General features: G+C 60.2%; 18 protein-coding genes. 5 read left to right on the top strand and 13 right to left on the bottom strand.

The window, feature by feature from the left end; all coding sequences use genetic code 11:
* Window positions 1-10: 10 nt before the first annotated feature.
* Window positions 11-1,030, top strand: a complete 1,020-nt coding sequence (locus AB7M22_RS02735) for a DUF4917 family protein (RefSeq protein WP_454185160.1) — start codon at window positions 11-13, stop codon at window positions 1,028-1,030.
* Between the two features lie 128 nt (window positions 1,031-1,158).
* On the opposite strand, the gene AB7M22_RS02730 is transcribed toward AB7M22_RS02735, so the two are convergent.
* Window positions 1,159-1,701 (bottom strand): helix-turn-helix domain-containing protein, encoded by a 543-nt coding sequence (locus AB7M22_RS02730; protein WP_454185159.1) that lies wholly within the window; start codon window positions 1,699-1,701, stop codon window positions 1,159-1,161.
* Window positions 1,702-1,809: 108 nt separating this feature from the next.
* Between AB7M22_RS02730 and AB7M22_RS02725 the strand changes: the two genes are divergently transcribed.
* Both AB7M22_RS02725 and AB7M22_RS02720 read left to right on the top strand, forming a co-directional pair.
* Complete coding sequence (locus tag AB7M22_RS02725) at window positions 1,810-2,592, top strand: aldolase (protein ID WP_454185158.1); 783 nt, start codon at window positions 1,810-1,812, stop codon at window positions 2,590-2,592.
* Window positions 2,593-2,620: 28 nt separating this feature from the next.
* On the top strand, window positions 2,621-3,508 hold the full coding sequence (locus AB7M22_RS02720; RefSeq protein ID WP_454185157.1) for a dihydrodipicolinate synthase family protein: 888 nt from the start codon (window positions 2,621-2,623) through the stop codon (window positions 3,506-3,508).
* Window positions 3,509-3,636: 128 nt separating this feature from the next.
* Here the strand turns inward: AB7M22_RS02720 and AB7M22_RS02715 are convergent, their stop codons facing one another.
* The 3 genes from AB7M22_RS02715 to AB7M22_RS02705 form a co-directional block, all read right to left on the bottom strand.
* Window positions 3,637-3,981, bottom strand: a complete 345-nt coding sequence (locus AB7M22_RS02715; RefSeq protein WP_454185156.1) for a YegP family protein — start codon at window positions 3,979-3,981, stop codon at window positions 3,637-3,639.
* 182 nt (window positions 3,982-4,163) lie between these two features.
* The gene (locus AB7M22_RS02710; RefSeq protein WP_454185155.1) at window positions 4,164-4,469 is read right to left on the bottom strand and encodes a ribbon-helix-helix domain-containing protein; all 306 of its coding nucleotides are present in this window, start codon (window positions 4,467-4,469) and stop codon (window positions 4,164-4,166) included.
* Between the two features lie 14 nt (window positions 4,470-4,483).
* The gene (locus tag AB7M22_RS02705; RefSeq protein WP_008010833.1) at window positions 4,484-5,065 is read right to left on the bottom strand and encodes a DJ-1/PfpI family protein; all 582 of its coding nucleotides are present in this window, start codon (window positions 5,063-5,065) and stop codon (window positions 4,484-4,486) included.
* A gap of 305 nt (window positions 5,066-5,370) precedes the next feature.
* Between AB7M22_RS02705 and AB7M22_RS02700 the strand changes: the two genes are divergently transcribed.
* Window positions 5,371-6,261, top strand: a complete 891-nt coding sequence (locus AB7M22_RS02700) for a DMT family transporter (protein WP_454185154.1) — start codon at window positions 5,371-5,373, stop codon at window positions 6,259-6,261.
* A 134-nt stretch (window positions 6,262-6,395) separates the two neighbouring features.
* Here the strand turns inward: AB7M22_RS02700 and AB7M22_RS02695 are convergent, their stop codons facing one another.
* The 4 genes from AB7M22_RS02695 to AB7M22_RS02680 form a co-directional block, all read right to left on the bottom strand.
* The gene (locus AB7M22_RS02695; RefSeq protein WP_454185153.1) at window positions 6,396-7,610 is read right to left on the bottom strand and encodes a class I SAM-dependent methyltransferase; all 1,215 of its coding nucleotides are present in this window, start codon (window positions 7,608-7,610) and stop codon (window positions 6,396-6,398) included.
* 269 nt (window positions 7,611-7,879) lie between these two features.
* Window positions 7,880-8,497, bottom strand: coding sequence for a TPM domain-containing protein (locus AB7M22_RS02690; RefSeq protein WP_007903764.1), 618 nt, complete (start codon window positions 8,495-8,497; stop codon window positions 7,880-7,882).
* A gap of 46 nt (window positions 8,498-8,543) precedes the next feature.
* Window positions 8,544-9,293 carry a TPM domain-containing protein gene (locus AB7M22_RS02685; protein WP_008010844.1) on the bottom strand — a complete coding sequence of 250 codons (750 nt, stop codon included), beginning with the start codon at window positions 9,291-9,293 and terminating at the stop codon, window positions 8,544-8,546.
* A gap of 43 nt (window positions 9,294-9,336) precedes the next feature.
* The gene (locus tag AB7M22_RS02680) at window positions 9,337-9,948 is read right to left on the bottom strand and encodes a LemA family protein (protein WP_008010846.1); all 612 of its coding nucleotides are present in this window, start codon (window positions 9,946-9,948) and stop codon (window positions 9,337-9,339) included.
* A 237-nt stretch (window positions 9,949-10,185) separates the two neighbouring features.
* Here AB7M22_RS02680 and bglX point away from each other — a divergent pair, with 237 nt between their 5' ends.
* On the top strand, window positions 10,186-12,477 hold the full coding sequence (gene bglX, locus AB7M22_RS02675) for a beta-glucosidase BglX (protein WP_454185152.1): 2,292 nt from the start codon (window positions 10,186-10,188) through the stop codon (window positions 12,475-12,477).
* Between the two features lie 141 nt (window positions 12,478-12,618).
* Here bglX and AB7M22_RS02670 read toward each other — a convergent pair whose 3' ends face one another.
* The 5 genes from AB7M22_RS02670 to AB7M22_RS02650 all read right to left on the bottom strand — a co-directional run bounded on the left by AB7M22_RS02670 (window position 12,619) and on the right by AB7M22_RS02650 (window position 17,057).
* Window positions 12,619-13,776 (bottom strand): phospholipase D-like domain-containing protein, encoded by a 1,158-nt coding sequence (locus tag AB7M22_RS02670; RefSeq protein WP_454185151.1) that lies wholly within the window; start codon window positions 13,774-13,776, stop codon window positions 12,619-12,621.
* A gap of 1 nt (window position 13,777) precedes the next feature.
* Window positions 13,778-14,368 (bottom strand): YceI family protein, encoded by a 591-nt coding sequence (locus AB7M22_RS02665; protein ID WP_008010852.1) that lies wholly within the window; start codon window positions 14,366-14,368, stop codon window positions 13,778-13,780.
* A 200-nt stretch (window positions 14,369-14,568) separates the two neighbouring features.
* Window positions 14,569-14,898: an amidase gene (locus AB7M22_RS02660; protein ID WP_454185150.1), complete on the bottom strand. Its 330-nt coding sequence runs from the start codon at window positions 14,896-14,898 to the stop codon at window positions 14,569-14,571.
* Complete coding sequence (locus tag AB7M22_RS02655) at window positions 14,895-15,989, bottom strand: serine hydrolase domain-containing protein (protein WP_454185149.1); 1,095 nt, start codon at window positions 15,987-15,989, stop codon at window positions 14,895-14,897. The genes AB7M22_RS02660 and AB7M22_RS02655 overlap by 4 nt, the downstream gene beginning before the upstream one ends.
* A 186-nt stretch (window positions 15,990-16,175) precedes the next feature.
* Window positions 16,176-17,057 (bottom strand): acyl-CoA dehydrogenase, encoded by an 882-nt coding sequence (locus AB7M22_RS02650; protein WP_454185148.1) that lies wholly within the window; start codon window positions 17,055-17,057, stop codon window positions 16,176-16,178.
* Window positions 17,058-17,135 lie beyond the last annotated feature (78 nt).

Raw genomic sequence — 17,135 nt, 5'->3', positions numbered from 1 at the left:
AACGAACGCAATGACCGATTTCCAGGATGTCGATGCCCAACTTGAAGACTGGAACGCCTTGCGCACCACTGCCTCTTTCGGCGGCCTGCTGGTGGGGAACGGCGCCAGTCGTGCGGTATGGGACGACTTCGGCTATGACTCGCTGTTCGAAAACGCCCGCACCGTCGAAGAAAAGCCTCTGAGCCAATCCGAGCTGAGCGTGTTCGACGCGATGCAGACGCGTAGTTTCGAGCAAGTGCTTGGGGCGCTGAAAATCACCAGCCGGGTCAACAAGGCGTTGGCCGTCAGCTCTGCCGCTCCGCGCAACCGCTATTACGCGATCAAGGAAGCGCTGATCAACACCGTGCATGCGGTGCACATCCCTTGGCGGTTGGTGGTGCCCTCGACGCTCGCGACGATCAACCAGGAACTGGGCAGCTATCGAACGGTGTTCACCACCAATTACGACTTGCTCAACTACTGGGCGATCCAGCACCGGCCTGACGTCATTACCGATCTGTTCCAGGGCACCGAGCCGCGCTTTGATTTGAGCCTGACCGCGACAGACAAAACCCGGCTGCTGTACCTGCACGGTGGCCTGCATCTGGTGCGCAACCAGGACGGCACGGCGCGTAAATTGATGTCGACCGAGGGAACGTTGCTGGGCAGTTTCGCGATCAACAATACAATCAAGACCCTCGACGACGTGCCGCTGTTCGTCAACGAAGGTCCGACCCAGGACAAGCTCAAGACCATTCGCAGCTCCGATTACCTGTCGTTCTGCTACGACCAGCTACTGGGCCATGGCGATGGGCTGTGCATCTTCGGGCATGCCCTTGGCGAGCAGGACAGCCACATCATTCATGCATTGCGCCAGGCGAAACCGAAGACAGCGGCGATCTCGATTTACCCACGCAGCAAGGCGTTCATCCAGCATCAGAAGCGGCATTACACGAAGGTGTTTGATGGGACGGGAGTGGAGCTGCGGTTTTTTGACTCGAAGACGCATGCATTGGGCAGTCCGAAGCTGACCGTTCCAGTCGAGGTTTAGCGGCGACGCGGCTGACGCCATCGCGGGCAAGCCCGCTCCCACAGGATTGGTGTTGCCCACCTATTTTGTGATCAACGCACAACCCATGTGGGAGCGGGCTTGCCCGCGATGGCGTCTGTCCAATCGACTTATTCCTCGCTGCTATGCACCACCACCAACAACTGCGCCTGAACCTCGCCCACTGACCTGATGCGATGCGGCTTCTGCGCATTGAAGTGCAACGCATCCCCACGGTTGAGCAGCACGCGCTCGTTCATGAAGTCCACTTCCACCTGCCCTTCGTGGACGAACAAAAACTCTTCCCCCACGTGTTCCTTGAAGGTTTTGTCGGTGAACTCGGTCGGCGGGTAGATGATGAACGGCAGCAAACTGCGCTCACTGACCTGATGGGCCAGCACCGCATAACCCGGGCTCTGGTCATTGGCGGCCAGCGATTGGCGTTCGTCGCTGCGCACCAGGCTGTAGCTGTCGAGGCTCACGTTGTCTTCGGAAAACAATTCCTCGACCTTCACGTTCAGCGCCTTGGCCAGTTTCAGGGCGGCAGCGATCGACGGGGTATTCAACCCACGCTCGACTTTCGACAGATAGCTCTTGGTCATGCCGGATTTTTCGGCCAGGGCCTCCAGCGTCACGCCAAGTTTTTTTCTCAATAATTTCAAACGGATAGACATGCGGAGCGATTAATCCATCAAGGAGGCAACGATTTGTCCTTGCCAATGACACAAAGTGTCATATAGCCTCTTTAGTGTCATTTGCATGATCCACCGAAGGACACAGACATGGCCAAGACATTAGCACTACCCAAAGAGCAACTGGTCAAGCAAGCGCTGACACAGATGCAAAATACCCTGGCGGATAATACGTGGACCGACCGGCAAAAGCTGGCCCTGACCTGCCGCATTCTGTTCGAAAACGGCCACGACTCCGGTCTGGCCGGGCAAATCACCGCCCGCGGCCCGCAGCCGGGTACCTATTACACTCAGCAACTGGGCTTGGGATTCGACGAGATCACCGCCGGCAATCTGTTGCTGGTCAACGAAGACCTGGAAGTGCTTGAAGGCCACGGCATGCCCAACCCGGCCAACCGTTTCCACAGCTGGGTGTACCGCGCCCGGCCGGACGTGAACTGCATCATCCACACGCACCCGACCCACATCGCAGCGCTGTCGATGCTCGAAGTGCCGTTGCAGATTTCCCACATGGACCTCTGCCCGCTCTACGACGACTGCGCGTTTCTCGAAGGCTGGCCGGGTGTGCCGGTGGGCAATGAAGAAGGTGAACTGATTGCCGGGGCCTTGGGCGACAAACGGGCGATCCTGCTTTCCCACCATGGCCAACTGTCCACCGGCGCGAGCATTGAAGAAGCCTGTGTCATTGCGCAACTGATTGAACGCGCAGCGACGTTGCAGTTGCTGGCCATGGCCGCGGGGGCGATCAAACCGATTCTTCCCGAACTGGGCCGTGAAGCCCATGACTGGATTTCCAGGCCCAAGCGCCACGCCGCCGCGTTCAACTACTACGTTCGGCAGAACCTGCGTCAACACGCCGATTGCCTGAACTGACCCCACTCATTCTTAAAGGAGCGACGCCATGTCGACCCCAAACATTCACGGCATCATCGGCTACACCATCACCCCCTTCACCGCCAATGGCGAAGGCGTTGATCTCGACGCGCTCGGGCGTTCCATCGACCGCCTGATCGACAGCGGCGTCCACGCCATCGCTCCATTGGGCAGCACCGGCGAAGGCGCTTATCTGAGCGACGCGGAATGGGATCAGGTCAGCGAATTCAGCATCAGGCGGGTGGCCAAACGCGTACCGACCATCGTCAGCGTGTCCGACCTGACCACCGCCAAAGCCGTGCGCCGCGCGCGCTTCGCCGAAGCTCACGGCGCCGACGTGGTGATGGTGCTGCCGGCGTCCTACTGGAAACTCAGCGAGGCGGAAATCCTCGCCCATTACCGCGCCATCGGCGAGAGCATCGGCGTGCCGATCATGCTCTACAACAACCCGGCCACTAGCGGCACCGACATGTCGGTGGAACTGATCCTGCGGATTTTCCATGCCGTCGACAACGTCACCATGGTCAAGGAAAGCACCGGCGACATTCAACGCATGCACAAACTGCAACTGCTGGGCGAAGGTCAGGTGCCGTTCTATAACGGCTGCAATCCATTGGCGCTGGAAGCGTTCGCGGCCGGCGCGAAAGGCTGGTGCACGGCGGCGCCGAATCTGATTCCACAGCTCAATCTCGACTTGTACGAAGCCGTGTTGGCCAACGATCTGAGCAAGGCGCGGGCACTGTTCTATCGTCAGTTGCCGCTGCTGGATTTCATCCTCAAGGGTGGTTTGCCAGCGACTATCAAGGCGGGTTTGCGCATGACCGGGCTGGAAGCGGGTGACCCGCGACTGCCGGTGTTTCCGTTGGGCGAGGCCGGGCGCGGTCAGTTGCAGGGGTTGCTGAACGCATTGCGCTGATCTTCAGGTACATGCATACCCTGTGGGAGCGGGCTTGCCCGCGATAGCGATCGTACATCCAACCTCTTCGTTGAATGTTAGGCCGTCATCGCGGGCAAGCCCGCTCCCACAGTTGATCAACGGTGTGTTTAGAGCACCGGCAAGGTTTTGTCCTTGATCACCGTGGTCGGGCCGTTGGCCTTGACGCTGGCGATGCCTTTATCCCGCGCGGCATCCGATGAGTAGGATTCGCTGCTGCCGATGATCTGATGGTTGGCAGCCTTGAGGTTGAAGTAAGGATGACCATCCTTGGTGGTTTTTTTCTCGTAGCGTTCGTCCAGCGGACTGTTGGCCTGTACCGAGGCGATACCGCTGTCGGCCGCGCCGCGCGTGGTGTACAGCTCGCTGGTCAGAATGGTTTCGGCATTGGCCGCTTTCAATACAAACTTGAACTGACCGTTGCTGGATTTGCTCACTTCGTACCATCCAGACATGCTTTTTCTCCTTGGCGATTGAGAGGTTTGCGCTTCAGAGTAAAGACCAAGTCAGGATTTCTGTCGCCTGTACCGACCCCTTCGCGGGCAAGCCTCGCTCCTACAAGGGATTGATGTACACAAATCCACTGTAGGAGCGAGGCTTGCCCGCGAAGGTGTCCTCAAAACTGATACAAACCGACCTATTTCACCGCAACCCGCACCACCGACAACTCAGGTGTCTGCACCCGGCGCTGGCTCAGATACCGCATACAACTCACTCGCAAGAACGAGGCGAAATTCACCACTTCGCCGCGGTAGTCCATCACCTCTTCATACAGCTTGGCGATCAACTGATTGGTGGTCATACCGTCGACCTCGGCGATTTCGCTGAGGATGTCCCAGAACTGATTCTCCAACCGCAGGGTGGTGACCACCCCGCAGATGCGCAGCGAGCGGGAGCGCGACTCGTAGAGAATCGGATCGGCCTTGACGTAGAGCTCGCACATGGACAGGTCCCTCGTTACAGCGTGATTTTGGTGCCCAGCAACCCGAGGAAACCGGCGAGCCAGCTCGGGTGCGCCGGCCAGGCTGGAGCAGTGGCCAGATTGCCTTGAACATGACCTTGCGTCACCGGGATATCGATGAACGTGCCGCCAGCCAGGCGCACTTCCGGAGCGCACGCCGGGTAGGCGCTGCACTCGCGACCTTCGAGAATCCCTGCGGCGGCCAACAGTTGCGCACCGTGGCACACGGCGGCGATCGGTTTGCCGGCCTTGTCGAACGCTCGCACCAGGTCCAGGACTTTTTCGTTCAGGCGCAGGTACTCCGGCGCACGACCGCCTGGCACCAGCAGCGCGTCGTAGTCCGCGGCGTCGACTTTGGCGAAATCGAAGTTCAGGGCAAACAGGTGACCGGGTTTTTCGCTGTAGGTCTGGTCGCCTTCGAAGTCATGGATTGCCGTGCGCACGGTCTGGCCGGCGGTTTTGTCCGGGCAAACGGCATGCACCGTGTGGCCGACCATCAGCAGCGCCTGGAACGGCACCATCACTTCATAGTCTTCGACATAATCGCCGACCAGCATCAGAATTTTTTTAGCCGCCATGGGGAGGACTCCTCTGGAAAATGCGTGGGCATGCAGGAGTATTCAAAGTAGTCCTTATCCGGCGGGGTGGGTAATAGCCAGTTACTACCTGATGGACCGCGTTATCGTTCTTCGCGAGCAAGCCTCGCTCCTACAGGTTTTGTGCCGTTCTTGCGGCCGATGCAAAACCTGTAGGAGCGAGGCTTGCCCGCGAAGAGGCCCTCAAACTGTACGGATAACTCTGCGCCTATCTGTAACAGAGCAGCGCCTGCGGTTTATGGCTAGATAAAGAAACTTCCCGCCATCCTGAATTCTGGTCACCCATCATGTCCTCGCGCGAAAACACCGGCATGGCCCTCGGCCTGCTCGGCGTTGTTATCTTCAGCCTGACCCTGCCCTTCACACGGATCGTCGTGCAGGAACTCCATCCGCTGCTCAACGGCCTCGGCCGTGCGCTGTTTGCGGCCATTCCGGCAGCGCTGCTGTTGCTGTGGCACCGTGAAAAGTGGCCCACGTGGAAACAGGTCAAAGGTCTGACACTGGTGATCGCGGGGGTCATCCTTGGTTTCCCGGTGCTGTCGGCCTGGGCCATGCAGACGTTGCCCGCCTCCCACGGCGCACTGGTCAACGGCTTGCAACCGCTGTGTGTGGCGCTGTATGCCGCGTGGCTGTCCCATGAGCGTCCGTCGAAAGCCTTCTGGGCCTGCGCCGCGTTGGGCAGTGCGCTGGTGCTCGGTTATGCGCTGATCAGCGGCGCCGGCAGTATTCAGGCCGGTGATTTGCTGATGCTCGGCGCAATTGCCGTAGGTGGGTTGGGTTATGCCGAAGGCGGCCGGTTGGCCAGGGATATGGGTGGCTGGCAGGTGATCTGCTGGGCGCTGGTGCTGTCGACGCCGCTGCTGATCGGTCCGGTGGTGTATCTGGCGCTGCAACACCAGGGCGAGATTTCGGCCAAGACCTGGTGGGCCTTCGGTTACGTCTCGCTGTTTTCACAGTTCATCGGGTTCTTTGCCTGGTACGCGGGGCTGGCCATGGGCGGCATTGCCCGGGTCAGCCAGATCCAGTTGCTGCAAATCTTCTTCACGATCGCGTTTTCGGCGTTGTTCTTCGGTGAGCACGTCGAGCCGATTACCTGGCTGTTTGCCGCCGGGGTGATCGTGACGGTGATGTTGGGGCGCAAGACGGCGGTGCAACCCGCGCGTGTTGCCACGACCTAATCCTGTAGGAGCCAGCGGTGCGGCGATCCGACTTGCCGGCGAAGGCGTCCTCACAATCGCCTTCGCCGGCAAGTCGGATCGCCGCACCGCTGGCTCCTACAGAATTAGCGGCGACCGTCGTCCCACAGCAGCGATCAGAGGTAGCCGTCAGCCCGCAGCAGGGTTTCCAGGCAATGTTCGCTGATGTGGTAGAAGTCCTTCAGTTCCTGAATCTTCACCAACAGCTGAGCCGGGTCCACCGGCTCGGCGCGTTTGACCGCCAGGATCATCTTGTTCTTGTTGGTGTGGTCCAGCGAGATGAACTCAAAAACCTTGGTCTCATAACCGCAGGCTTCCAGAAACAGTGCACGCAAACTGTCAGTGACCATTTCCGCCTGCTGGCCCAGGTGCAGGCCGTATTGCAACATCGGTTTGAGCAGCGCCGGGCTCTGGATCTGCAGGCGGATCTGTTTGTGGCAGCACGGCGAGCACATGATGATCGAAGCGCCAGAACGAATGCCGGTGTGAATCGCATAGTCGGTGGCGATGTCGCAGGCATGCAACGCGATCATCACGTCCAGCTCGCTCGGCGCGACGCTGCGCACGTCACCGCATTTGAACACCAGCCCCGGATGATCCAGCTTCGCGGCGGCGGTGTTGCACAGGTTGACCATGTCTTCGCGCAGCTCGACGCCGGTCACCTCGCCCTCGGCCTTCAGGGTGTTGCGCAAGTAGTCGTGGATCGCGAACGTCAGGTAGCCCTTGCCCGAGCCGAAATCCGCCACCCGCACGGGTTTGTCCAGCGCCAGCGGTGACGAGGTCAGCGCATGGCTGAAGACTTCAATGAACTTGTTGATCTGCTTCCACTTGCGCGACATCGCCGGGATCAGCTCATGCTGCGCGTTGGTCACGCCGAGGTCTTTGAGAAACGGCCGGCTCAGGTCGAGGAAACGGTTCTTCTCGCGGTTGTGCTCGGCGGACGGCACTTCGCGCAATTGCTGGGGTTTACTCTTGAACAGCGAAGATTTGCCCTTTTTGCTGTATTCGAGCTGGGCTTCGTCGGTCAATGACAGTAAATGCGCATTTTTGAACGATGCGGGCAACAGCGCAGCAATGGTCGCCACGCCTTCGGCAAGCGGCAGGTTCTTGGTGATGTCGCGGGTCTTGTAGCGGTAGACGAAGGACAGGCACGGCTGATCCTTGACCGTCAGTTGCTTGATGATCAGCCGCTGCAAATCCGCCTCTGTACCAACGTACTTGGCCAGCACCAGTTTGATGAAGGCGTTCTGATCGAGGCTGGCTTGCAGCAGATCGATAAACTGGGCGTGATGATCCGGCACGAGGCTGGCGGGAGTGGCGGTGACAGACATGGAAAAAACGGCCTCGGGCGGTGCGAATCGGGGAATGGTGGGTATTTTAGGGGGGATGGCCGTTCGGGACACGCAGTTATTTGCCGAACGGCGCGAATCCTGAGGCCAGTGAGTTCTTTGTGGCGAGGGGGCTTGCCCCCGTTCGGCTGCGCAGCAGTCGTAAAACCTGAGAACTCGGTCTAACCGATGAATCGAATGGGGCCGCTTCGCGACCCAACGGGGACAAGTCCCCTCGCCACAATGATGTGTGTCAAATCCGGAGCGTGAAATCAGCTCAACACCACCAACCGATTCGGCAACTCATTGCGCACATGAGTCACCGGTACATGCACCTTGAGCAACTCGCCGCATGCCTCGATGCACGTCACAAACCCTTGCAACGTCTGCCCCTGTTTCACCTGCTGCGTAAACGCCGCCACAATTGCGTCCCAGTTCTTGTTGTCCAGCCGTTTGGAAATGCCTTCATCCACCAGAATCTCCACATAGCGCTCGGCCTCGGAGACAAAAATCAGCATGCCGGTGCTGCCCACGGTGTGGTGCAGGTTTTGCTCCAGGAACTGCCGGCGCGCCAGGTTCGACGCGCGCCAGTGACGGACCGAGCGCGGGATCAGGCGCGTGGTGACTTTCGGAATACGGAACACCAGGCACAGCACGATGAAGCTGAGCCATTGCACCAGCAACAGGCTGTGCATGGTCAGCCAGCCCGTCAGGTAATGCACGATACCCGGCACCACCAACGCCAGCAGACTGGCCCAGAGCAGCGGGATGTACGCGTAATCGTCGGCGCGGGCCGCCAGCACCGTGACCAGTTCGGCGTCGGTGTCGCGCTCGACCCGGGCAATCGCCTCGGCGACTTTGCGTTGTTCGTGTTCAGTCAGTAATGCCATGTTTATGAATGCCTGCTCGCTATTGTTGTTTTTACCTGCAGTGTTATCACCAGCCGCCCGACGAACCGCCGCCCCCGAAACTGCCCCCGCCGCCGCTGAAGCCTCCGCCGCCACCGCCGCCAAAACCTCCGCCGCCCAAGCCCCCTCCCGAGCCGCCGCGGCCTCCTCCGCTTGGCAGAATACCGAACATCTGGCCGATGAAGATCGTCAGGATAAACAGCAACACCAGGAACACGAATAACCCCGGATGCCGCCCAACGAAATCACTCTCCTGATCACCGCGCGGTTCATACACTGTCGACGGTTCGTCCAGCGGATTGCCGCCCAGCACCACCAGCATCGCCGCAACACCATCGCTGATGCCTTTGCTGAAGTTACCGGCCTTGAACGCGGGCGTGATCACCTGATGGATGATCACCGAACTCTGCGCATCGGTCAGGCGCCCTTCCAGGCCATAACCGACTTCGATCCGCAGCTTGCGCTCATCACGCGCAACGATCAGCAGCGCGCCGTTGTTCTTGTCCTTCTGGCCGATCCCCCAGTAGCGCCCCAATTGATAACCGAAATCCGCGATGTCGGTGCCCTGCAAGTCCGGCAACGTAACCACCACCAACTGCTCGCCGGTGGTTTTTTCATGGGCGTTGAGCTGTTGCGTCAGTTGCTCGCGCACCGCAGGCTCGATCATCTGGGCGTTGTCCACCACCCGCCCGGTCAGTTCCGGGAACTTCAACTCGGCCTGGGCCGTCAGGGCAAACACCCAGAACAGCAGCACCAGGCCCACTTTCAGCACGCGCATTGGCAACCTCATCCTTGGTGACGCTTCTAGCCCGTTCCGGCGCTTACTGGAACTTCACTTCAGGCGCTTTCTCGGCGCCGGGGCTGGTAGCCTCGAAGGTTTCGCGGATCGGCAGATCGCTATACATCACGGTGTGCCACAGGCGACCGGGAAAGGTGCGGATCTCGGTATTGTATTTCTGCACCGCCAGGATGAAATCACGACGCGCCACGGCGATGCGGTTTTCGGTGCCTTCAAGTTGCGATTGCAGCGCCAGGAAGTTCTGGTTGGCCTTGAGGTCCGGGTAGCGCTCGGACACCACCATCAACCGACTCAGCGCGCCGGTCAGCTGATTCTGTGCCTGCTCGTACTGTTTGAGTTTTTCCGGATTATCCAGCGTGCTGGCATCTACCTGAATCGAGGTGGCCTTGGCCCGGGCTTCGATCACCGCGGTCAGGGTTTCTTGCTCGTGCTGGGCATAACCCTTGACGGTTTCCACCAGATTGGGAATCAGGTCGGCCCGACGCTGGTACTGGTTCTGCACCTGGCCCCAGGCGCCCTTGGCTTGTTCGTCGAGGGTCGGGATATTGTTGATGCCGCAGCCGGCCAGCAGTGTTGTCAGCAACATCAAGGCTGCAACCTGCAGGCTCGACCGATAATGGTGTCGTACATTCATCTGGTTGATGCTCCCTTGCACATTCCGTTGATGAAACAACCTGCGAACTTTCAACCTGGCTCTTGGGGCATAATCTGCGCCGCTACTGGATTGCAACGAGCCAATGGGCTAAAAGATGGCCCAGCGCTGACACACTGTAGAAGTGTGCTGCATTTACCTGAACAACAATAGTCGCTCCCTAAATTTTGGCTGACCGGCGCGTATTCACTGCCGTTTAGGCTTTCGAGAAAACTATTCATGAAGAAGCTGTGTTTGCTGGGCCTGTTCGTCAGCCTGGCCAGTCATACCGTATTGGCCGCCACGACGCCCGCACCTATAGAGAACAAGGACGCCTTCATCAGCCACCTGATGAAGCAAATGACCCTCGATGAAAAGATCGGCCAGTTGCGCCTGATCAGCATCGGCCCGGAAATGCCGCGGGAGATGATCCGCAAGGAGATCGCCGCCGGCAATATCGGCGGCACCTTCAACTCGATCACCCGCGCCGAAAACCGTCCGATGCAGGATGCGGCCATGCGCAGCCGGTTGAAGATCCCGATGTTCTTCGCCTATGACGTGATCCACGGCCACCGCACCATTTTCCCGATTCCGCTGGCCCTGGCCTCGAGCTGGGACATGGACGCCATTGGTCGCTCCGGGCGCATCGCTGCCAAGGAAGCGGCGGCTGACAGCCTCGACATCACTTTCGCGCCGATGGTCGACATCTCCCGCGACCCACGCTGGGGCCGCACGTCCGAAGGCTTCGGCGAAGACACCTACCTGGTTTCGCGGATCGCCGGCGTAATGGTCAGGGCCTTCCAGGGCACCGGTGCGAACGCGGCCGACAGCATCATGGCCAGCGTCAAGCATTTTGCCTTGTACGGCGCGGTCGAGGGCGGTCGCGACTACAACGTCGTCGACATGAGCCCGGTCAAGATGTACCAGGACTACCTGCCGCCGTACCGCGCCGCCATCGACGCCGGTGCCGGCGGGGTGATGGTTGCACTGAACTCGATCAACGGCGTGCCGGCCACCGCCAACACCTGGCTGATGAACGACCTGCTGCGCAAGGAATGGGGCTTCAAGGGCCTGGCGGTCAGCGATCACGGGGCAATTTTCGAGCTGATCAAGCACGGCGTCGCCGCTGACGGTCGCGAAGCCGCGAAGCTGGCGATCAAGGCCGGCATCGACATGAGCATGAACGACACCCTCTATGGCAAGGAATTGCCTGGGCTGTTGAAGGCCGGTGAGATCGAACAGAAAGACATCGACAATGCCGTGCGTGAAGTGCTCGCCGCCAAGTACGACATGGGCCTGTTCAAAGACCCGTACCTGCGTATCGGCAAGGTCGAGGATGACCCGGCCGACACCTACGCCGAAAGCCGTCTGCACCGAGCCGAAGCCCGTGATGTGGCGCGCCGCAGCCTGGTGTTGCTGAAGAACCAGGGCGACACCCTGCCGCTGAAGAAAACCGCAAAAATCGCGCTGGTCGGTCCACTGGCCAAGGCACCGATCGACATGATGGGCAGTTGGGCCGCTGCTGGCCGGCCGGCGCAATCGGTGACCCTGTTCGACGGCATGACCCACGCTCTCGGCGCGCAGTCGACGCTGATTTACGCCCGTGGCGCGAACATCACCAGCGACAAGAAAATCCTCGATTACCTGAACTTCCTCAACTTCGACGCGCCAGAAGTGGTGGATGACCCGCGTCCGGCCAACGTGTTGATCGATGAAGCGGTGAAAGCCGCGCAACAGGCCGATGTAGTGGTGGCAGCGGTGGGCGAATCCCGTGGCATGTCCCACGAATCGTCGAGCCGTACCGACCTGAACATTCCGGCCAACCAGCGCGAGTTGATCAGGGCTTTGAAAGCCACCGGCAAACCGCTGGTGTTGGTATTGATGAACGGCCGTCCGCTGTCGATTCTCGAAGAGAAAGAGCAGGCTGACGCGATTCTGGAAACCTGGTTCAGCGGCACCGAAGGCGGCAACGCCATTGCTGACGTGCTGTTCGGCGACTACAACCCGTCGGGCAAACTGCCGATCACCGTCCCGCGCTCGGTGGGTCAGATTCCGACCTACTACAACCACCTGAGCATTGGCCGGCCGTTCACTCCGGGCAAACCGGGCAATTACACCTCGCAGTATTTCGAAGACACCACCGGGCCGCTGTTCCCGTTCGGCTTCGGCCTGAGCTATACCCAGTTCAGCCTGACCGACATGGCCCTGTCTTCGACCACACTGAACAAGACCGGCAAGCTCGACGCCAGCGTGGTGGTGAAGAACACCGGCAAGCGTGACGGCGAAACCGTGGTGCAGCTGTACATCCAGGACGTGACCGGTTCGATGATCCGCCCGGTCAAAGAGCTGAAGAACTTCCAGAAAGTATTGGTCAAGGCCGGCGAACAGAAAGTCGTGCACTTCACCATCACCGAGGACGACCTGAAGTTCTACAACGCCCAGCTCAAGTACGCCGCGGAACCGGGCAAGTTCAACGTACAGATCGGCCTGGACTCCCAGGACGTGACGCAGCAGAGCTTTGAGTTGCTGTAATTAGTCATACGCCACAAAAACCTGTGGGAGCGAGCCTGCTCGCGATGAGGCCATAACATTCAGCATCTCTATTGAATGTTATGCCGCCATCGCGAGCAGGCTCGCTCCCACAGTGGTTTTAGGGTGTAGCTGAAAGAATGTTCAGCCCCGTCGATCCAGCAGATTCACCACCAGCCGATCCACCCATCCCCATACCCTTTGCTTGACCCGCCGCCACAACGGTCGGCGCTTCCATGCCTCGAGGCTGACTTCCTGGCTCAGGGCAAAGTCATTCTCGAAACTCGCCGTCACCGCCCGGGTCAGTCCGGGGTCCAGGGCTTCGAGGTTGGCTTCCAGATTGAAACGCAGATTCCAGTGATCGAAGTTGCACGAACCGATGCTCACCCAGTCATCGATCAACACCATCTTCAGGTGCAGGAAACACGGCTGGTATTCGAAGATCTTCACCCCGGCCCTGAGCAGTCGCGGGTAATAGCGATGCCCGGCGTAGCGCACCGACGGGTGATCGGTGCGTGGCCCGGTCAGCAACAAACGCACATCGACGCCACGAGCGGCCGCCCGGCGCAGTGAGCGGCGGACTTTCCAGGTCGGCAGGAAATACGGCGTGGCCAGCCAGATTCGGCGCTGGCCGCTGTTCAACGCACGAACCAGCGATTGCAGAATATCGCGGTGTTGACGGGCGTCGGCATAGGCGACCCGGCCCATGCCCTCGCCCATGGCCGGCACTCGCGGCAGGCGCGGCAAACCGAAGTGCGCAGTGGGTTTCCAGGCACGCCGATGACGGTTGGCGATCCATTGACGGTCGAACAGCAACTGCCAGTCGATGACCAAGGGACCGGTGATTTCCACCATCACTTCGTGCCATTCGCTGGTGTCTTCGCCCGGTGTCCAGAACTCATCGGTGACCCCGGTGCCGCCGACCACCGCCAGGCATTGATCCACCAGCAGCAACTTGCGGTGGTCGCGATAGAAATTGCCCACCCAACGGCGCCAGCTCAGGCGGTTGTAGAAACGCAACTCGACACCGGCGGCCATCAGGCGCTGACGCAAGGTCAGGGTGAAGGCCAGGCTGCCATAGTCATCGAACAGGCAGCGCACCCGCACGCCGCGTTCGGCAGCCTGGACCAGCGCCTGAACCATGGCCTCGGCGCAGGCTCCCGCCTCCACCAGGTACAGTTCCAGTTCGACTTGTTCTTCGGCGCGGGCAATCGCCACCAGCATTCGCGGAAAAAACTGCGGGCCGTCGATCAGCAGTTCAAAGCGATTGCCTTCGCGCCACGGGAAAATTGCGCCGCGCATCTCAGCGCGCCGTGAAAATCAGTACCGCACCCACCGGCACCGACAGACTGATGGCCGACAAACCGGCAACCTTGCGCAGGCTTTCCAGGCCCGGGGCCAGGTCGAAGTCTTCAGCATTGATCACCAAAGGTTCGAGAGTCACCACTTGGAAACGCCGGTCATCGAGACGGGTCGCCAGCAGTTCGGCGTTGTATTGGTGTTGTTTGCCATGCAGGTTGACGGTCAGCGGCAAGCGCAACTCCAGTTGCGCACCGGGCGCCAGGTCGTTGATCGGCCGTAGATCGATTTGCGTGGTGATCAGTGCTTCAGGGAACGTCTGGATATCGAACAGTTCCTTGCGCATGCGTTCGTCACGCAGCGGAATGCCGCTGTTGACCGACTCCAGCTCAACCTCCACCTGCGCCAGGCCCTTGGGATCGACCTTGCCGTGCAACACCAGAAAGCGCTGCACTTCGGAGATGTTGGCATTTTTAGTGCTGATGAACGACAGCCGCGAGGACTCGCCATCCAGATACCAATTGGCCTGGGCCGACACGGTGACACCGGCCAGCAGCAGGAAAGCGAGGGTTTTAGAGAAGGACCGCTTGAACATAGAAACTCGGGGGCAGATAAACCTGCACGAACCTTAACTGGCCTGAGGCAAGTTGCAAACTTTCTGTTGCTCCGACCCAACCTTTGTGGCGAGGGAGTCCCCGCGCGTACTTCAACTTTACGATGCCCCAGTTTGCTGCGCGACAGCGCTGCGTCGAAGACGGTGCGGGGACTCCCTCGCCACAAAAAAACTGACCACTGTCAGGGTTGCAGGCGACAGCCTTGGCGTTCGCCAACCCAAGCAGCGCTATTGCTGCGCCCCATACCACCAACCGTCACGCGCTTGTTGGCGGCGTCATCGACGAACCCGCTGATGGGTAAATACTGCTTCACATAACTCTGGCAATACCCGGCCGAATTATTCATCACATAACGGCACGAGCAGTATTCCTTGGCGGTATAGGCGCTGATGATGTCCGGGAATGCCCACAATGCCACCCGCTCCTGCCAGCCCCAGCCGAGCAAGACGATCATCAGCACCAGCAACAACGTGCTGAACGGCCGACGGCGAATAAAACTGCGGCGACTCATGGCTGCACCTGCATGGCAAACGCCTTGAGCGCGAGTTTGAGCAAATCGTTGTGCCGATAACTTCCATCGCGATCATCGCCGTAGCGCACGATCACCAGCTTTTCGCTGGGAATCACGTACATCGCCTGACCCCAATGGCCCAACGCGGCGAAGGTGTCGGCGGGGGCGGCGGGCCAAGGTTGTGTCGCACCCTCCACCGCGCGATTGAGCCACCAGTGACCGCCGGGCACGGCTTCATCCTGGTTGGCTTGATAGCGGGCGAACGGCTCACGACTGAAGTCGACCCACTCCTTGGGCAGCAATTGCCGCTCACGCCAACGACCGTCGCGCGCCATCAACAGGCCGACCCGCGCTAGGTCCCGGGCGGTGAGGTAAGCATAGGACGATGCGACAAACGTGCCCGTGGCATCCGCTTCCCACACTGCACTGCGAATCCCCAAGGGTTCGAACAGCGCGGTCCATGGATAATCCGGATAACGGGCCGGGCCGACGATGTTTTTCAGCGCGGCGGACAGCAGGTTGCTGTCGCCGCTGGAGTAACGGAAAGCCTGACCGGGTTTGGCGTACTCGTCGTGGTCGGCAGTGAACACGGCCATGTCGCGGTGACCACGGGTGTAGAGCATGGCCACCACCGAGGACTTCAACGGTGCGTACTCATACTCTTCCTGCCAGTCCAGGCCCGAGGCCCAATGCAACAGATCGGCCATGGTCATGGCGGGGTGTTTTTCCAGCGGTGGATAGAACTTCACCGCCGGGTCCTGGAGTTTGAACAGGCCTTCGCCATAGGCCACCCCGAGGACTGTGGCCATGAGGCTTTTGCTGATTGACCAGGTCAGGTGCGGCGTTTCAGCTGTGGTCGGGCCGGCGTAGCGTTCGTAGATCAGCTGACCGTCGCGGATCACCAGCAACGCATCGGTGCGAATGCCTTGGTGAGTGGCATCGTCACGGGACGCGAATGCGTAGTTTTCCAGGGCCTGAAGTGCCGGGCCGGTGACTTTCGGGCCGGGCGACCATTGCTCGGCCGGCCAGTTTTCGGCCTGGGCCGCGAGGCTGAGCAGCAACATGAAAATCAGCGACAAGCCTTTGAACATGAGGGGCGCTCGGAGGGATGAACCTGCAGAGCCTAGTCGAGCTAGATGACAGTTTTTGAATTTACGTCGCCAATGAGGCCGCCATCGCGGGCAAGCCCGCTCCCACATGATCTGCGTCGTACACAATATTTTGCACATCAGAGATCCTTGTGGGAGCGGGCTTGCCCGCGAAGGGTCCCTTCAACCTTACGACAATCCCGCCAACGCCTTGGCCAACCGCTTGCCCCGCGCCCCTGCCGCCAAATCCATCACGGTCTGATCGCGCTGCCACATCGCCGCCCATTGTGGCGGGCCATCGGCCAGGGCCTGATTCACTTCAGCCTTGAGCCCGTCGAACTGCGCAAACAACCCGCCCAGCAACACATGCCCGGCCGGATTGTTCGGCGCCTGGCGGCTGACTTCCGCGCACCCGGCCAGCAGCGCCAGCAAGCGTAGTTGCAAGGTTTGCGGCCAATCGTTGTCTTGGCCAACGCCGAATAACCACGCAGTCATGGCGCTCAGCACATAGATGTCTTCCAGGGTTCGGAACGGTTTGACGTAAGCATCCCAGCCATCCCCCGCCAGCAATTCACACAGTGCGTTGTCGAGAAACAACCGGCCGTGGCCTATGTCCGGCATCAGTGGCATCGGCGCGAGCTTTTCCAGACGCACACCCGGTTCGCCGGGGTAAACCACCGCAAGGTTCAAACGCGGCACTTCGCCGGGTTCTTCACTGCGAGCTGCGACCAATAGCCAGTCGGCGGCATCGCCGGCGGTGACGAAATCCTTGCGCCCGTTCAGGCGCAGATCACGCAGCCGAGTCTGCATGTCCGCCACCCGCAAACTGCGCTGTTCGGTCGCGCACAACGCGCCGAGGCTCAGCGGCGCGCTCGGCCAGAGCATGCGCAACGCCGCCTGATAGCCCACCAGAAACGCCAGCCCCGGCGTCGCCATCAGCCGTCCGCCGGCCACCGCCAATTCGAACGGCGACACCGCGCCCAACTGTTGCAACAAGGTGGCAAAGCCTTCACCCAGGTCAGGGTCGGCGGGCAGGCGATCGCGGCGTTTCAACAGGGTTTGCCAGGGCATAAGAGGCTCCTTGTGGGCTGTCATATAAGCATCACCAAAGCTTCATGGCGATGACACCGGGGCTACATAGCCTGACTT

It is taken from the genome of Pseudomonas sp. ADAK2 TE3594, from assembly GCF_053628675.1.
This window is presented reverse-complemented; position numbering and strand designations above follow the sequence as displayed.